At 75.0% G+C, this 16,207-nt stretch carries 14 protein-coding genes and 1 tRNA gene; 8 read left to right on the forward strand and 7 right to left on the reverse strand.

Going from position 1 to position 16,207, the window contains the following annotated elements:
• Window positions 1-231 precede the first annotated feature (231 nt).
• The 8 genes from QEZ54_RS16035 (at window position 232) to QEZ54_RS16070 (ending at window position 8,344) form a co-directional block, all read left to right on the forward strand.
• Window positions 232-304, forward strand: a tRNA-Cys gene (locus QEZ54_RS16035).
• Window positions 305-382: 78 nt separating this feature from the next.
• Window positions 383-1,786 (forward strand): SDR family NAD(P)-dependent oxidoreductase, encoded by a 1,404-nt coding sequence (locus tag QEZ54_RS16040; RefSeq protein WP_281305392.1) that lies wholly within the window; start codon window positions 383-385, stop codon window positions 1,784-1,786.
• Entirely contained in the window at window positions 1,783-2,928 is a 1,146-nt protein-coding gene (locus QEZ54_RS16045; RefSeq protein WP_281305393.1) for a gala protein, read from the forward strand. Before QEZ54_RS16040 ends, QEZ54_RS16045 begins: the two co-directional genes overlap by 4 nt.
• Window positions 2,925-4,616, forward strand: a complete 1,692-nt coding sequence (locus QEZ54_RS16050; protein WP_281305394.1) for an ankyrin repeat domain-containing protein — start codon at window positions 2,925-2,927, stop codon at window positions 4,614-4,616. Before QEZ54_RS16045 ends, QEZ54_RS16050 begins: the two co-directional genes overlap by 4 nt.
• Before the next feature lie 5 nt (window positions 4,617-4,621).
• Complete coding sequence (locus QEZ54_RS16055; RefSeq protein ID WP_281305431.1) at window positions 4,622-5,797, forward strand: AAA family ATPase; 1,176 nt, start codon at window positions 4,622-4,624, stop codon at window positions 5,795-5,797.
• Window positions 5,794-6,987, forward strand: coding sequence for a VWA-like domain-containing protein (locus QEZ54_RS16060; RefSeq protein ID WP_281305395.1), 1,194 nt, complete (start codon window positions 5,794-5,796; stop codon window positions 6,985-6,987). Before QEZ54_RS16055 ends, QEZ54_RS16060 begins: the two co-directional genes overlap by 4 nt.
• 63 nt (window positions 6,988-7,050) lie before the next feature.
• Complete coding sequence (locus QEZ54_RS16065; protein ID WP_281305396.1) at window positions 7,051-7,557, forward strand: hypothetical protein; 507 nt, start codon at window positions 7,051-7,053, stop codon at window positions 7,555-7,557.
• Between the two features lie 70 nt (window positions 7,558-7,627).
• On the forward strand, window positions 7,628-8,344 hold the full coding sequence (locus tag QEZ54_RS16070) for a class F sortase (protein ID WP_281305397.1): 717 nt from the start codon (window positions 7,628-7,630) through the stop codon (window positions 8,342-8,344).
• Window position 8,345: 1 nt separating this feature from the next.
• Here the strand turns inward: QEZ54_RS16070 and QEZ54_RS16075 are convergent, their stop codons facing one another.
• From QEZ54_RS16075 to QEZ54_RS16105, 7 genes are all read right to left on the reverse strand, one after another.
• Window positions 8,346-8,795: an Lrp/AsnC family transcriptional regulator gene (locus QEZ54_RS16075; RefSeq protein WP_281305398.1), complete on the reverse strand. Its 450-nt coding sequence runs from the start codon at window positions 8,793-8,795 to the stop codon at window positions 8,346-8,348.
• Window position 8,796: 1 nt separating this feature from the next.
• Window positions 8,797-10,164 carry a transaminase gene (locus tag QEZ54_RS16080; RefSeq protein WP_281305399.1) on the reverse strand — a complete coding sequence of 456 codons (1,368 nt, stop codon included), beginning with the start codon at window positions 10,162-10,164 and terminating at the stop codon, window positions 8,797-8,799.
• A gap of 52 nt (window positions 10,165-10,216) precedes the next feature.
• A complete protein-coding gene (locus tag QEZ54_RS16085; RefSeq protein ID WP_281305400.1) occupies window positions 10,217-11,056 on the reverse strand; it encodes a hypothetical protein in 840 nt (279 codons plus the stop codon).
• Between the two features lie 63 nt (window positions 11,057-11,119).
• A complete protein-coding gene (locus QEZ54_RS16090; protein WP_281305401.1) occupies window positions 11,120-12,949 on the reverse strand; it encodes a glycoside hydrolase family 15 protein in 1,830 nt (609 codons plus the stop codon).
• A 107-nt stretch (window positions 12,950-13,056) separates the two neighbouring features.
• A complete protein-coding gene (locus QEZ54_RS16095; RefSeq protein WP_281305402.1) occupies window positions 13,057-13,428 on the reverse strand; it encodes a hypothetical protein in 372 nt (123 codons plus the stop codon).
• Window positions 13,429-13,451: 23 nt separating this feature from the next.
• The gene (locus QEZ54_RS16100) at window positions 13,452-15,455 is read right to left on the reverse strand and encodes a hypothetical protein (protein ID WP_281305403.1); all 2,004 of its coding nucleotides are present in this window, start codon (window positions 15,453-15,455) and stop codon (window positions 13,452-13,454) included.
• Window positions 15,452-16,141, reverse strand: coding sequence for a hypothetical protein (locus QEZ54_RS16105; RefSeq protein WP_281305404.1), 690 nt, complete (start codon window positions 16,139-16,141; stop codon window positions 15,452-15,454). Before QEZ54_RS16105 ends, QEZ54_RS16100 begins: the two co-directional genes overlap by 4 nt.
• Between the last annotated feature and the right edge of the window lie 66 nt (window positions 16,142-16,207).

Raw genomic sequence — 16,207 nt, forward strand, 5'->3', positions numbered from 1 at the left:
GCGGCAGTGGAGGCGGTATCGGCCCGCACGCCCGCGGCGCGGACGTCCTGACCGGTGCTCCCGGGGTCTGGCGGAAGCTCCCCCGCCTGTCCACGCTACGCCCGCACCCCATGCCACCTGTGAGTTTTCTGGCAGTCACAGGGAATCCCGGGAGGATCCTGTGAGCACGCTGGACGGTCCGCCGACCGGGGCGGCGCGATGTCGGCGGGGTCGGGTAGTGTCCCGCGCGGCGAGGTCGTAGCGCAGAGGTCGTCGCGCCTTGACTGCAAGCTGGAGGACGTCGGTTCGAATCCGACCGGCCTCGCCCCCACAGCAACCGCGGCACCGGACCGGCGGCCATCGCGCCGGTCCGGTGCCGCGCCAGCCGCGCCGGGAGGGATCGATGCCGCCGAGCAGCACGCGGGTGCCGTCCGCGCGCGCCGCCGCACCGACTGTCAGCCCCTCCGATGTGGATGCCTGCCTGCGCGTGCTGGACGCGCTGCGCGGCGGGACGCTCGGTGACGCGGACGCGGACGCGGTCGGGCGCGCCGTCGGGGCAGCGTACCGCGACGGGCGCAAGGAGCGCCGCGCGGTCCGCACGGCGCAGCGCCGCCAGCAGGACCTGGACCTGCTGGCCGCCGCGCGCCGGTTCCGCGAGGAGATCCCCGCGCTGACCGCGGCCGGACCGGCCGGAGCCGACCCGGCCGAGGCGCAGCCCCGGCTGCACAAGCCGCGCCGCTGCTACGTGTGCAAGACGCACTACCGGCTGGTCGACGCCGACTACCACCTGATGTGCCCGGACTGCGCCCAGCAGAACCGGCAGCGCCGCGACGCCCGGTGCGACCTGACCGGGCGGCGGGCGGTGGTGACCGGCGGGCGCGTGAAGATCGGGTTCCACCTCGCGCTGAAGCTGCTGCGCGACGGCGCCGACGTCCTGGTCACGACCCGTTTTCCGTACGATGCCGCCCGCCGCTTCGCGGCCGTGCCCGACGCCGCCGACTGGCGCGACCGGCTGCACGTGCACGGGGTTGACTTCCTGGACCTGACCGGCGTGCTCGACCTGGTCGACGCCGTGCACCGGCGCTGGGACCACCTCGACATCCTGGTCAACAACGCCGCCCAGACGCTGCACCGCCCGGCGGCCTACCACCGCGAGGTGCGGGCGGCCGAGCTGTCCCCGCTGTCCGGCGCCGCCGCCGCGATCTCGGCGGTGCCCGCCCGCGGGCACGACCCCGCAAGCACCGCCGCGCACCTGCCCGCGCTGGTGCAGACGCTGTTCCCGGCCGGGGCGGTGGACGAGACCGGTGAGCCGCTGGACCTGCGCGAGATAAACAGCTGGGTGCTGCGCGACCGGGACGTGACGCCGCAGGAGTGGCTGGAGGTGCACGTGGTGAACGCGTTCGCACCGTTCCTGCTCACCTCGCGGCTGCGGCCGCTGCTGGGCGCCTCGCCGCACCCGCTGCGGCACGTGGTCCAGGTGTCGGCGATGGAGGGCAGCTTCTCCCGGGAGTACAAGACCGAGCGCCACCCGCACACCAACATGGCCAAGGCGTCCATGAACATGCTCACCCGCACCCTGTCCGACGACTACCGGCGCGAGGGCATCCTGATGAACAGCGTGGACACCGGCTGGGTCACCGACGAGCGGCCGCACCCGGCCAAGCAGGCGCAGCGCGAGGCCGGGTTCCGCCCGCCGCTGGACGTCGTCGACGGCGCCGCCCGGGTGTACGACCCGATCGTGCGCGAACGCCACGGCGACCCGGTGCACGGCGCCTTCCTCAAGGACTACCGGCCGGTGCAGTGGTGACCGAGCCGACCCCGGCCACCGGCCCCACGCCGGTGCGCTGCCCCGCCATCAGCCACCCGGAGTTCGGCCTGGCCGAGCCCGGCGACTTCGACGCGCTGCTGGCCCGCCTGGCCGAGCCCGGCGCCGCCGCCGTGCCCGAGGACTTCCCGCGCGGCACGCTGCAGCCCGACGGGCGCCTCGACCTGTGCAAGCAGGGCCTCGGGCCGTACGCGGCCCCGGTGGTGCGCGCCGCCGTCCGGTTCGGCCACGCCACCCACCTGCTGCTAGGCACGAACGGCCTGGGCAGCGAGGGCGCCCGCGCGGTCGCCGACGCGCTCACCCCCGGCCACCGGGTGCAGACGGTCTACCTCGGCTGCAACCGCATCGACGCCGACGGCGCCGGGGCCCTGGCCGACCGGCTGTCCACCGACCGGACGGTGCGCGCCCTGTGGCTGAAGCGCAACCCGCTGGGCGACGCGGGCGTGCTGCGGCTGTGCGCCGCGCTGGCCGAGAACACGTCCCTGCGCACCCTGGACCTGGTCAACACCGGGCTGAGCACCGCCGGGCTGGAGGCGCTGGCCCGCACCCTGGCCACCCGCGCGACCCCGCTGGAGCGGCTGTTCCTCGGCGGCAACGGCCTCGGCCCCGACGCGGTCCCGGCGCTGGCCTCGATCGTCCACGACGGCCGGGTGCGCGAGCTGTACCTGGCCGCCAACGCCCTCGGCGACCCCGGCGCCGCCGCGCTGGCCGACGCGGTCGAGGGGCTGCCGATGACGCTGGGCCTGGGCGGCAACGGCATCACCCCGGCCGGCACGGCCGCGCTCGCCGCCCGCCTGGGCGCCTGGCACGCCCTGGACCTGGCCCGGCCGCCGTCGGAGCGGGCCCTGGGCGCCAGCGCCAACACCGTCGCCGACGAGGGCGCCCACGCGCTGGCCGCGGTGCTGCCCGGCAGCGCGCTGCGGCGGCTGGACCTGCGCTTCACCGGCATCGGCGGGCGGGGCGCCAAGGCGCTGGTCGCGGTGCTGCACGACGACATGCCCCTGCGTTACCTGGGCCTCAACGGCGGCGTGCCCCGGCGGCTGCGGCGGCTGTCGACCGCCGTGCTCGGCCCGGCCGAGGCCCCGCACCCCGACATCAGCGCGATCGCGAGCGTGTACCGGTGACCGACGACAAGACCGAGCAGAACGAGCTGGCCACCTGGCGCCGGGTGCGCCGGTACGCCGTACCGCGGCAGATGATCGCGCGGGCCACGGCCCGGCGGCTGGCCGGGGACTGGCGCGGCGCCTGCGCCGCGGCGAACGTCGACGTGGACTTCGACGAGGCGAAGCTCACCGACGCCTACGGCGCCGAGGCCGTCGCCCGGCTGCTCGACGAACTGGCCGGGTTCGCCCCGGACCTGCTGCGCTGGCACCTGCCCCGGGCACTGGGCGGCCGCACCAGCCTCGCCACCGCCGAGCAGTTCACGCTCGCGCCGCAGCTCGACCGCGTCCCGGCGCAGCTGACGCCCCGGCTGGTGGTGCTGCTGCCCAAGACCGTCGACGGCTCGCAGCGGCTGCGCCTGGAGGTGCGCACCAGCACCCACGATGAGCTGCCCGGCTACCTGTGGGACGCGCGGCAGGCGCACGGCCTGCGCGCCGCCTGGGGCGGCACCGACCGCATGCCGTTCCTGGCCGCCGACGGCACCGCGCTGCCCGCCGCCGAACTCGGTACCGGTGCGGACGCGCCGGCCCGCGCCGAGCGGGCGGCGGCGCTGCTGGCCGCGGGCGACATCGTCGGCGCCTGGCGGGAGGCCGGCATCGAACTGGACCCCGCCGACGCCAAGGGCAGCTGGGGCGCCACGACGACGATCGGGAGCCTGCCCGCGCTCAACCTGATCGGGCTGCTCCCGCAGGCCCGCGCCCTGGCCGCGCGCCACGGCGTGTCCGCGGTCCAGGTCAACTTCGGCTGGCGCACCCACGTCGAGCTGGACCTCGGCGACGACCTCGAGCAGGACGGGCCCGGACCGCACGGCGGCCCCGCCGTCCGCGCCCGGCTCACCAACGACCGCGACACCACGGCGGCGCACCTGGCCGAGCCGGTGCACCGGCTGCCGGTCGACCTGGAGCTGCTGCGCCACGGGCTGATCACCGTCGCCGACCTGCACCCGCTGGTGCGCTCGGCCCTGGTGCCCGGGGCCGAGGGGCCGCAGCCGGGTGACCGGCCGGAGCTGCCCGAGTTCGCGCCGGTGCAGGTGCGCTGCCGGGGGGCCTGGCACCGGGTGCACAACGACGCGGGCCGGCTGCAGGTGCTCGACCACACGCCCGAGGAGGTGCTGCGCGAGCAGATGATGCGCAGCCTCGGCGGGCAGACGGCGGGCTGCTTCGCCGCCGAGCAGGCGTGGCGCGGCGGGGACGGGCGGCTGCCGCGCCGACTGCGCGCGCAGCGCGACGACCTGATGCAGCGGGTGCTGCACGGCGACACCGACGGCCTGCTGGCCCTGCTGGACCGGGGCATGGATCCGCAGGTACGCGACGGGCGCGGGTTCACGCTGCTGCACCACCTGCGCTGCCTCGACCACGAGCGGGTGCTGCCGCGGCTGCTGGCCGCCGGGCTGGACGTCGACGTCCGCGACCGCAAGGGGCGCACGCCGCTGCACGTCGCCGTCGGCTGGGTCGGCACGCCGGCGCTGGTCAAGGCGCTGCTGGACGCCGGGGCGAACCCGAAGGCCGACGACGCGGACGGCATCTCGCCGACGCTGCTGCTGGAGTACAAGGGCGGCGACATGTTCGACGAGGAGGACGAGGACTGGTTCGACGGGCAGCAGGACCTGCGCCTGGTGAAGCGGTACCTGGAGGAGGCTGGGCAGCGGTGACGGCTTTGGATGACCCGCTGCTGGCGGCGGATGAGCTGATCGGGCGGACCCGGTCGTGGCGCAGCGAGCCGGTGACCGATCCGCGCGCCCAGGCGCTGGCGCTGGCGGTGTCGGCGAACCTGCCGGTGCTGCTGTGGGGCGAGCCGGGCATCGGCAAGTCCGCGACGCTGCAGCAGCTCGCGGCCGGGCTGGGGGTGCCGCTGGAGACGGTGATCGCCAGCGTGCACGAGCCGTCGGACTTCGCCGGGCTGCCGATCGTCGGGGAGAACCCGGCCGTGGACGGGGTGCCGATGGCGCCGCCGGACTGGGCGGTGCGGCTGGCCCGTACCGGGCGGGGCCTGCTGTTCTTCGACGAGCTGTCGTCGGCGCCCCCGGCGGTGCAGGCGGCGCTGCTGCGGGTGGTGCTGGAGCGGCGGGTCGGCAGCCTGGAGCTGCCCGCCTCGATCCGGATCGTGGCGGCGGCCAACCCGCCCGCCAGCGCCGCCGACGGCTGGCACCTGAGCCCGCCGCTGGCCAACCGGTTCGTGCACCTGCACTGGACGCACGACCCGAAGGCGGTCGCGCGCGGCCTGGCCGGGACGTGGCCCGCGATCACGGTGCCCTCGGTCATCCCGTCGCGGGCGGCGGGGGCGGTGGCGCGGGCGCGGGGCACGATCGCCGGTTTCCTGACCGCCCGGCCGGGCCTGGTGCACCACCTGCCGACCGACGCCGACAGCCGGGGCGGGGCGTGGCCGTCGCCGCGCAGCTGGGAGATGGCGCTGCGGCTGCTGGCGTTCCACCTGTGCACCGACACCAGCCGCGACGCGCTGGCCACCGCCGTGATCGGCGCGGTGGGCGACGGGCCGGGGCTGGAGTTCACGACGTACCTGCAGGAGCTGGATCTGCCCGATCCGGAGCGGGTGCTGGCCGACCCGGAGGCGTTCACGCTGCCGGAGCGCGGTGACCGGCAGCTGGCGTTCCTGACGGCGGTGGTCGCGGCGGTGCAGGCGGAGGTGACCCGCAAGCGCTGGGAGGCGGGCTGGGTGGTGCTGGCCAAGGCGGTGGAGGCGGGCGTGCCGGACGTGGCGGCGCGGGCGGCGCTGGACCTGGCGGCGATGCGCGACACCGACTGGCCGGTGCCGGACTCGATCGACGCCTTCATCGAGGTGCTGAGCCTGTCCGGAATGCTGTCCGGGCGATGACCGGCGGGCTGGACCGCACCCGGCTGCTGGCCGCCCGGCTGCGCGCCGCGCAGGACCGGCCGTACCTGGCCACGGCCCTGTACAGCCTCACCATCATCGCCAGCGAGCAGGTGCCGACGATGGGCGTGGACCGGCACTGGCGCTGCTACGCCAATCCGCGGTTCGTCGCCGAGACGCCGGTGGAGCAGCTGGCCGCGGTATGGATCCACGAGGTCGCGCACCTGCTGCGCGACCATCACGGCCGGTCCGACCGGCTGCCGGTCGCCGACCGGCGCGACCACCACCGGCTCAACGTCGCGCAGGACTGCGAGATCAACGACGACCTGCTCGACGACGGCCTGCCGCTGCCGGCCGACCGGGTCGACCCGAAGGCGCTGGGGCTGCCCACCGGGCAGCTGTTCGAGCAGTACCTGCCGTCGGTGCCGCATACCTGTTACGTGCAGGTGCAGTGCGGGTCGGGGGCGCACGGGACGCCGATGCCGTGGGAGCTGGACGAGGCGGCGGCGGCCGGGGTGCCCGGGGTGGAGGCCGACGCGATCCGGCGGCAGACCGCGCACGCGATGCGCGGCCACCAGCGTTCGCGCGGCAGGCTGCCGGCGGGCTGGCAGCGCTGGGCGCAGCAGGTGCTGGAGCCGGTGGTGGACTGGCGGCAGGCGCTGACCGGCGCGGTGCGCGAGGCGGCGGCCTGGGCGAGCGGGGCGGTGGACTACACGTACCAGCGGCCGTCGCGGCGCGGGGCGGCGCTGCGCGGGGTGGTGCTGCCGAGCCTGCGCGCCCCGCTGCCGCGCGTGGCGATCGTGGTGGACACCTCGGGTTCGATGTCCTCCGACGACCTGGCCGCGGTGATGGGCGAGGTCTCGGGGGTGCTGCGTGCGGTGGGCGTACGCGGCAACCGGGTCACGGTGCTGGCCTGCGACGCCGACGTGCACGCCACGCGCCGGGTGTCCAACGTCGGCGAGGTGGTGCTCGCGGGCGGCGGGGGCACGGACATGCGGGTGGGGGTGGCCGCGGCGCTGGCGGTGCCGCAGCCGCCGCACATCGTCATCGTGCTCACCGACGGGTACACGCCGTGGCCGGAGGCGGCGCTGAGCCGGACCCGGATCGTGGCGGGGCTGGTCGGCGACGCGCCGCCGCGGCCTCCGGCGTGGATCGAGTCGATTCTCATCACGACGAACTCGGCCAATACATGAGCGAAGTCCGATAAGAGATGATTTGGTGTACCCATACGATCGGCACATTCGGGGGGATCGGCCATGGGCACACTCGCTCGGCGTACGGCGATGACCGGCGCCATCGGTGCCGCGGCGGCGGCACTGGCGCTTCCGGCCGCGGCGTTCGGCGCCGCCGACGTCACCGTCAACCCGTCGGCGGTCGCCCCCGGCGGGGTGTTCACCGTCGCGGCCTACTGCGGCGCGGGGGCGACCTCGGCCGCGCTCAGCGGCACGAGCTGGGGCGGCCCGTCGGAGATCAACCTGGACGGCTACACCGAGGGCGGGCCGGGGGCGTTCGCGGCCTCGCTGACCGTGCCGGCCACGACCCTGCCGGGGACGTACCCGCTGGAGGTCACCTGCGGCGACGGTGAGACCGGCACCGGCAGCCTGGTCGTGTCGCCGACCGGCGCGCCCGCAGGCGGCGGCGGCTCCACCTCCGGCGGACCGAACCGGGTGCTGCTCGCCGTGGGCGGCAGCCTGGTGCTGGCCTCCGGCGCGGGCGCCGGTCTCCTGCTGCGCCGGAGGTACCGTGGCAACCACTGCGCCTGAGCCGGCGCCCTGGTCCCGCCCCGACGCGACGCCCCACCCAGAAGCGCCGAGCAGCCGGGCGCTGGTGCCGGTGTCCACACAGGTCCCCGTGCCGGTGCAGGTGCTGCTCGGCCGCCACCGCGCGGGCGGCCGCCGGCGCGACGGCCGGGTGCCCGCGACCGCGCTGGTGCTGCTGTGCGCGCTGGCCGGGCTGGTGCTGCTGGCCGCGGCGTTCCTGACCGCGCCGAAGCCGCCGCCGCAACCGGCCGCCGACGGCGGCCGGTACCAGGCCGGGGACACCGACCGCCGCCCCGACGCGCGCGGCGTCCGCCCGATGGAGCGGTCGGTGCCGGTGCGGGTGCGCATCCCGGCGATCGACGTGGACGCGGTGGTGGTCACCGTCGGCACCAACACCGACGGCACGCTGCAGGTCCCCGAGCTGACGCACGCCGACCTGACCGGCTGGTACCGGTACGGCCCGAGTCCGGGCGAGCGCGGCAACGCCGTCATCGTCGGCCACGTCGACACCCGCGCCAGCGGCCCGGCCGTCTTCTACGACCTGGGCCGGCTCGCCTCGGGCACCCGGGTCGAGGTGGTCCGGATGGACGGCACCGTCGCGGTGTTCAGCGTGGTCAAGGTGCGCTCGTTCCCCAAGGCCGAGTTCCCGGCGACCCGGGTGTACGGCACCAGCGACGACATGGGTCTGCGCCTGGTCACCTGCGGCGGCGCCTACGACGCCACCCAGCGCGGCTACCTGAGCAGCACCGTCGTGTTCGCCGCCCTCACCGGCACCGAGCGCGCGGGCTGACTCAGCCCGGCACGCCCCAGGTGAACCGGTGCACGTGGATGCCGAAGTACGGGAACGACTCGATCGCCTCGACCCCGTCCACGGCCCGGATCCGGTCGTTGATGATCGCCGACAGTTCGCCCATGCTCGCGCACACCACCTCGGCGAACAGGTCGTACGACCCGGCGGTGGCCACCAGGTAGACCACGCTGTCGATCGCCCCGAGCGCGGCCGCCACCTCGTCGGCGCTGCGGCTGGTGCGGATGCCGATCAGCGCCATCACCGGCAGCCCGATCTTCAGCGGATCGGTGACCGCGGCGATCTGCACCACGCCGCTGTCGGTCAGCCGCTGGATGCGCTGGCGCACCGCCGGTCCGCTCAGCCCGACCTCCTGCCCCAGCTCGGTGTACGAGGCCCGCCCGTCGGCCTGCAGCCGCCGGATCAGCGCCCGGTCGGTGGCGTCCAGCTCCACCTCAGGCCACCAGCTCGGCCACGGCCGACTCGAACACCTCGGCGTGGCAGGCCACGTCGGCGTCGGAGGTGTCCGGGCACATCAGCGCCATGTTGTGGAACGGCGTCATCAGGATGCCCCGGTTCAGCGTGTACAGGTGCATGTACTCGTCGAGCAGGTCGTCGGCGGCCGCGGCGGACTGCCCGCCCGAACGCGGCGCGGGCCGGGTGAACCGGTACTCGGCCCGCGCCCCGAGCTGCGTCACCGACCAGGGCACGTCGGCGGTCTCCAGCACCCGCCGCACGTCCTCGGTGTACGTGCCGGCCAGCCGGATCATGTGCGCGAACGCGTCGTCGGTGAGCACCTCGCCCAGCGTGGCCCGCATCGCCGCCAGCGACAGCGCGTTGCCGGCCAGCGTGCCGCCGACCCCGCCCACGTCGACGATGTCGGCCTCGCCGCTGCTCGCGCGCCGGTGCACCGCGTCGGCGACCTCGTCGGACAGGCCGTACGCGCCGCACGGGATGCCGCCGCCGATGGCCTTGCCGATGACGAAGACGTCGGGGCGCAGGCCGTCGCGCGCGGTCATGCCGCCGGGGCCGGCCGAGAAGGTGTGCGTCTCGTCGATCATCAGCAGCGCGCCGTACCGGGTCGCCAGCTCGCGCAGGCCGGCCAGGAAGCCGGGTTCGGGCAGCACGATGCCGATGTTGGTGAGCGCGGGCTCGGTGAGGATCGCCGCGACGTCGCCGTGCGCCAGTTCCCGCTCCACGGCGGCCAGGTCGTTCCACTCGGCCACGCGGGTGGTCGTGGTCGGGTCCACCGCCGGGGCCACGTTGCCGGGCCGGCTCGCGGCCCGGCCGTCGGGGCCGAGCACGACGAAGGTCTCGTCGACCGAGCCGTGGTAGCAGTACGAGAAGACGAGCAGCTTCGGCCGGCCGGTGACCAGCCGGGCCAGCCGGACCGCCCAGCGGTTGGCGTCGGTGGCGCTGAGCGTGAACGACCACTTCGGCAGCCCGAAGCGGCGGGCCAGCTCCGCGCCGACCCACTCGGCGTCCTCGGTGGGCAGCATGGTGGTGGCGCCGCCGTCGGTGCCCAGCCGCCGGGCCACCGCGCGGACCGTGGGCTGCGGGCTGTGCCCGGCCATCGCCCCGGTGTCGCCGAGGGCGAAGTCGAGGTAGGACCGGCCGTCGACGTCGGTGATCCTGTTGCCGTGCGCGGCGGCGTACGCGATCGGGAAGCCGCCCGCCCACTTGCTCATCCAGGTCATCGGCACCCGGCCGAACAGGTGGTCGGCGGACCGGTGCAGCTCCAGCGAGCGCGGGTGCTCGGCGCGGTAGCGCTCGCGTTCCCGGTCCACGAGCCGCTCGACCCGGGTACGATCAATGCTGGTCATACCCGGACCGTAGCACCGTTTCTGAAGTCGTCGGCCTACTTGACTTCAGAAATCAAGGCACAACCGCCTCCACTGCCGCTACCCGTACCCGCAGCAGCGCGGCGAGCGCGTTGGCCTCGCGGCAGGCCCGCTTGATGCGCCGGACGGGCAGCAGCTCGCCGAGCTCCCACCACATCCAGGTGTCCGGCTTCGCCGCGTCGACCAGCGGCACCCGCAGCGCCAGCTCGGGCTCGCCCGCGTCGACCAGCTTGCGGCCGAACCAGTCGACCCGGCGCCGCACCAGCCACGCCTGAGCGGTCACCTGGTCCACCCCGCCGTACTTCAGCACGCCGGCCAGCAGCGCCGCGGGCAGCACCGCCGCATACCACTGCCGGGCGACCAGCAGCACGAGCACGCTCAGCGCGAGCACGCCCAGCTCGGCGATCGACCAGCGCAGGATGCGCCGCGTCCGCGCCGCGAACACCTCCGCCTCCGCCAGCGCGGCCTGCCCGGCCACCCGCGCCTGCGCGCGGGGGTCGGCCGGGTCGGCGGGCGGCGCGGCCGGGCCGCCGCCCGGGGCGCGGTCGCCCAGCAGGCTGCGTTCCAGCTCGTAGCGGGCGTGGACCAGGCGGCGGCGCTCGGCGTGCTGCTCGACCGCCAGCTGCCCGGTCGCCGCCGACTCGCGCTGCCAGCGGGCCAGGCGGGCCTGGCGCAGGCCGAGGGGCCTGGTCAGCACCGCCCAGAGGGTACGGCGCCGCAGCCGCGCCACGTGCTCGTCGGCGTCGCCGTGGCGCGCCTCCAGCTCGGCCAGGCCCTCACCGAGGTCGTCGATGCGCCAGTCCAGATCCTGCCGCAGGCGCAGCAGCCGGGCGCGGGTCTGCGGGTCCGGCTCGTGATGCGATTCGGGGGTCACGGATCCGACGGTAGGCGACCGCGCCACATTCGCAAGCGGACCACCCGCCACCAGGGATTATGCTCACAGTGCCGCGCGCTGCCGGGCCTGTGCGACAGCCCAGGCCGCGTTGACCAGACCGATGTGGCTGAACGCCTGCGGGAAGTTGCCCAGCAGCTCACCGCTGTCCGGGTCGACCTCCTCGGCCAGCAGCCCCACGTCGTTGACGTACGCGGCGGCGCGCTCGAACACCTCCACGGCCCGGTTGACCCGGCCCGCCTCGGCGAGCGCCTGGGCCAGCCAGAACGTGCACAGCAGGAAGGTGCCCTCGCCGCCGGCCAGCCCGTCCACGCCCGCCTCGGCCCGGTACCGGTAGACCAGGCCGCGCTCGTCGGTGAGCCGGTCGGCGATCGCCTCGACGGTGGCGACCACGCGCGGATCGGTGGCGGGCAGGAAGCCCGTGATCGGCAGCATCAGGCAGGAGGCGTCCAGCTCGTCCCCGCCGAAGTACTGCGTGAACGCGCCGACGCGCTCGTTCCAGCCCTCGCTCAGCACGGTGGCGTGCAGCTCGTCGCGGGCCCGGGTCCAGGCCGGCACCCGGTCGGCGGAGCCGAGCCGGTCGGCCAGGCGGATCGCCCGGTCCAGCGCCACCCAGCACATCACCTTCGAGTACGTGAAGTGGCGCGGACCGCCGCGGACCTCCCAGATGCCCTGGTCGGGCTCGTGGCAGCGGCGGGCCGCGGTGTCGGCCAGGGCGACGAGGAACGCCCGCATGTCGTCGTCCATCGTCTCGATGTGCCGTTCGAGCCGGTAGGCGGCGTCGAGCAGTTCGCCGTACACGTCGATCTGCTGCTGGTCCCAGGCGCCGTTGCCGACCCGGACCGGGCGGCTGCCGCGCCAGCCGTGCAGGCGTGGCAGGGTGCGTTCGGACAGGTCGTGCTCGCCGCCGACGCCGTACATGATCTGCAGCGGGCGGTCGGCCGACAGCGTCCCGGCGGCGGCGGTGGTCATGAAGGCGAAGAAGCTCTCGGCCTCGTCGGGGCAGGCGGCGACCCACAGCGCCTGCATGGTGAAGCTGGCGTCGCGCACCCAGGAGTACCGGTAGTCCCAGTTGCGCTCGCCGCCCACCTCCTCGGGCAGCGACGTGGTCGGCGCGGCCACGATCGCGCCACTGGGCTGGAACGTCAGCCCCTGCAGCACCCGGCCGCTGTGGTGCACCAGCTCGCGCCACGGGCCCTCGTACCGCTGGTGCAGCTTGGACCAGGAGCGCCAGGACTCGATCGTGCCCGCCATCCGGGCGGCGATCTCCTCCTCGGACCAGACCCGGGCGGGCCGCTGCTCCAGCGTCGAGCGGTGCAGCGCGAACCACAGCTCCTGCCCGCCCCGCACGGTCAGCCGGGCCCGCGCCTCCCCCTCTTCCAGCTCCATCGGTACGGGACTCGACAGCACCAGCCACTCCGCGCCGCCCCGGACCGTCACGCCGCCCTCGGTGCTCGACAGCAGCGGCTGGAGCAGCCCGTACTCGGGGCGGGGGCGGAAGTGCAGGTCGAACTCCAGCTCGCCGTCCAGCCCGCGCAGCCCGCGTATGAGCAGGTGCGGAGCGCCCTGGCCCAGCGCGTGGCCGTGGTTGCCCTCCCCCGTCGCCAGCGCGTCGGTGAGCACGGCCGTGCCGGTCGAGGTGTGGAAGGTGGTCTCCAGCACCAGCGTCTGATCGGCGTATCCGCGCAGCGTGCGGTGCTCGCCCACCGGGGTGATGGACCAGTGCCCGGCGCCGTCGTCGAGCAGCCGCCCGAACACCGAGGGGCTGTCGAAGCGGGGGAAGCACAGCCAGTCGACCGACCCGTCCCGGGTCACCAGCGCCGCGCTGTGGCAGTCGGACAGCAGCGCGTGCGCGCCGATCGGTACCCCGCTCATCCTCCCAGTCTCGCCACGACCGGCCCCGGCGGTGCCGCATTCGCCGCAGCTCACACCTCATGGGGTGTACGTACACCCCATGAGGTGTGAGCTCGCGCGCGTGGTACCTACTGGGCCGTGACCGTGATCTCGGAGACGGCGGGCAGGGCGACCGGGGCCTCGTCGGTGACCCAGGCGTACTCCAGCGCGGCCAGGCGGCCGTCCTGGAGCCACAGCAGCAGCTCCCCGGCGAACCCGCCGTCCGGGCCGGTCACCGCCGCGTCCACCGGGACCAGGCCGTCGGCCAGCGGGGCCGCCGGCGCCGATTCCGGGACGACCAGGTCGATGCTCGGCCCGTCGCCGTCGGCCCAGGAGCCCTCGGCCATCGCCGCCTCCGCCTGGTCGCGCAGCACCTCGGCGCCCTTGAACGGGGCCGACAGCAGGTGGCGCAGCACCGCCCGCTCCTCGTCGGTCAGCGGCCGTCCGGTCGCGTCGCTCATGGTTCGTTCCTTCCAGCTGTCGATCACGGAATGAAGGCAGTGCCGATCTTGGGGATGCCGTCCACCACGGCACCCCGGATTGTCACCGTGAGACCGTCGATGACGCGAGTGACCACGAACTTACCCTCGGGCAAGCCGCCGGACAGGCTGTCGACCAGGGCCTTCATCGCCTCCGAGCGTCCGCCCGCCGCCTCGACCAGGGGCTGCAGGTTGTGCTTGGCGGGGTCGATGATGTGCGCCAGTTTGGTCTCGGTGTTCGCGTACTCGAAGGCCTGCTCCATCACCTCTTCGGAGAAGCCCTCCCCGGCCGCCGCGCCCTCGGCCGCAGCCCCTTCCGCAGCAGCCCCTTCCGCAGCAGCGGCTTCGGCAGCGGCCGCCTCCGCCGCCGCGGCCTCGGCGGCAGCAGCGGCTTCCGCAGCAGCGGCGGCTTCGGCGGCAGCAGCAGCCTCGGCAGCGGCAGCAGCCGCTTCGGCCGCAGCGGCTGCTTCGGCAGCGGCCGCGGCTTCGGCGGCCGCGGCGGCCGTCGCTTCCGCCTCGGCGATGGCGGCGGCCTCGGCCAGCCCGGCCCCGGCCAGGATCTCCGGCAGCAGGAACACCGCCAGCGCGATCAGCGCGATCGCGCCCACTACCAGCGCGACCTTGACCCCGAAGGAGCAGTCGGTCAGCCCGGAGCAGTTGTCCGCGAACGCCGGAGCGGCCCAACCGGCCACCAGCGCGACGAGCATCGCACCGGCCAGGGCGACCCGCCGCGCGATGCGCGCCGCGAATCCGGCCGTGCCGGGCGGCGGGAACGCCGGCGGCTCGTCCTGCCCGGAGGGCGGCGCGACCGCCGGACCGGGCGCGGGCGCGGCGGTCGGCGCGATCGGCGGCGGGCCGGTCGGGCCGGACGGGGCGGACGGCTGGCGCAGGCGGCCGAAGGTCAGGCGCGGGCCGGGCAGCAGGAACACCGACACGATGAAGGACAGGAAGATCGAGATCACCAGCGGCGTGAACGAGCTCTCGCCCTGGTCCACGAACGGCTGCACGATCAGCGCGGTGGACAGGTAGCTGAACAGCACGCAGACGCCGATGCGCACCAGCAGCGGCACCTTGGCCACCAGCGCCGGATACACCGGGATCAGCGGGACCACCGCGACCCGCAGCAGCAGGATGCCGGTCAGCAGCACCCACACCAGCACGCCCAGGAAGATGTTGCTGACCAGGCCGGACAGCAGCAGCGTGACGAACAGGGCCTGCGCGGGCAGCAGCACCAGCCGCATCACGTCCGGAAGCGCGCCGGGCGGCTTCGGCGCGGCCACCGCGACCGCGGGCGGCCGGACCGGCTTGCGCGCGGCCACCAGCATCGCCGCGCTGCGCACCACCGCGGCGAACCCCGCGAACGCCGCCAGCCAGAACGCGTTGCCCTGGATCGGCTGCACCGCGGCGGTGTCGGGCACCTGCCCGGCGAAGCTCCACAGCGGACGGATCATGAACGGGGTGGCGTGCGCCCAGGCGTAGGTGTACCCGGCGACCACCAGCACGTAGATCCCCTGCCCCGCCGCCAGTGCCAGGTCCGGGTTGCTCCGGCGCACCACCTGCGCGGTCCGGGCCGCGAAGCCCGACCCGAGCAGCGGCGCCAGCACCAGCAGGCTCGCCAGCAGCAGGTACGACATCGCCAGCGGGACGTACCCGGTGGTGACCCGGTCGATCGCGTCGCCGTAGTACCAGAAGCCGGGCAGGCCGGTCCGGTCGGTGACGGCCAGGTCCACCAGCGTGTACCCCGCCCAGGTCCACAGCCCGACCGCCGCGCCCGCCCCCGCCGCCAGCACCATGAACGCCACGACGAAGAACGAGTACGTGTACACGGTGCCGGGGTGGATCAGGCCCAGGAACGCGCCGAGCGCGAACCCGCTCAGCGGCGCGGCCAGCGCCAGCGGTGGCCAGGCGCGCAGGTACGCGCCGTCGCCCGTGATCGCGCCCAGGGTCAGCCACAGCCGCCGCGTGGCGGCGGGGACCTGCAGCCACAGGACGTCTACCAGCCTGTTCACGGCACCTCCGAGGGGTTCGGGGCTTCGACCGGCGCGGCCGCCGGTGCGGAGTCGGCGCGGGCGGCCAGGCGGCGGATGCCGGCGGCGGCCACGATGCCGAGGGTGGAGCCGTACACGACGTGGCCGAGGGCGGAGATCTCCAGGAACTCGTTGAGCATCTGGATCCGCAGCCAGGTCGGGTAGAGGAAAGCCATGCACAGTTCCAGGCCGATGCCCCACAGGGCGCCGGTCCACCAGGACGGCCGCTTGAAGACCAGCGTGTACGCCAGGCCGAAGAAGGTGCCGTTGGAGAGGTGGTACAGCGTGCCGACCGCGAAGATCAGCGCGTCGGGGTGGTTCGGGCCGACGAACAGCTCGCCGAAGATGTGGAACACGTGGAACGGCTTGAACGACATGTCGAACAGCGCCACCACGCCGTAGCGCGCCGCGTCGTACGCCAGGGTGCCGACGATGCCCGCGAGCAGGCCGACGCCCGCGCGGCGGCGCAGCGCCCGGCGCCCGGCCGCGTCCGTGCGCGACAGCACGAAGCCGAACACGGCCGCGCCCAGCAGCGCGAACCCACCGATCGCCAGCGGTAGCGAGACGTCGGTGAGGATGTGCACGACCAGGCCCGCGCCACCGGCCATGGGCAGCCCGATGAGGAAGATCCGCCTACGCAGTGCGGGCATGCTCTGGTTCACTGCCACGCGCCGCCTCCATCCGAACAGGACACGTGGTACAGCAAACAGCGGCGAGCCGGTTGCCGGAAGCCC

This window comes from Catellatospora sp. KI3 (assembly GCF_029948125.1).
In the GTDB taxonomy this organism is placed as follows: Bacteria; Actinomycetota; Actinomycetes; order Mycobacteriales; family Micromonosporaceae; genus Catellatospora.

What these genes read in the sequence shown, in the direction of transcription:
- QEZ54_RS16080 (WP_281305399.1), bottom strand. Translation starts at nt 10,164, where the DNA reads ATGACCAGCATTGATCGTACCCGGGTCGAGCGGCTCGTGGACCGGGAA.
- QEZ54_RS16095 (WP_281305402.1), bottom strand. Translation starts at nt 13,428, where the DNA reads ATGAGCGACGCGACCGGACGGCCGCTGACCGACGAGGAGCGGGCGGTG.
- QEZ54_RS16060 (WP_281305395.1), top strand. Translation starts at nt 5,794, where the DNA reads ATGACCGGCGGGCTGGACCGCACCCGGCTGCTGGCCGCCCGGCTGCGC.
- QEZ54_RS16040 (WP_281305392.1), top strand. Translation starts at nt 383, where the DNA reads ATGCCGCCGAGCAGCACGCGGGTGCCGTCCGCGCGCGCCGCCGCACCG.
- QEZ54_RS16065 (WP_281305396.1), top strand. Translation starts at nt 7,051, where the DNA reads ATGGGCACACTCGCTCGGCGTACGGCGATGACCGGCGCCATCGGTGCC.
- QEZ54_RS16090 (WP_281305401.1), bottom strand. Translation starts at nt 12,949, where the DNA reads ATGAGCGGGGTACCGATCGGCGCGCACGCGCTGCTGTCCGACTGCCAC.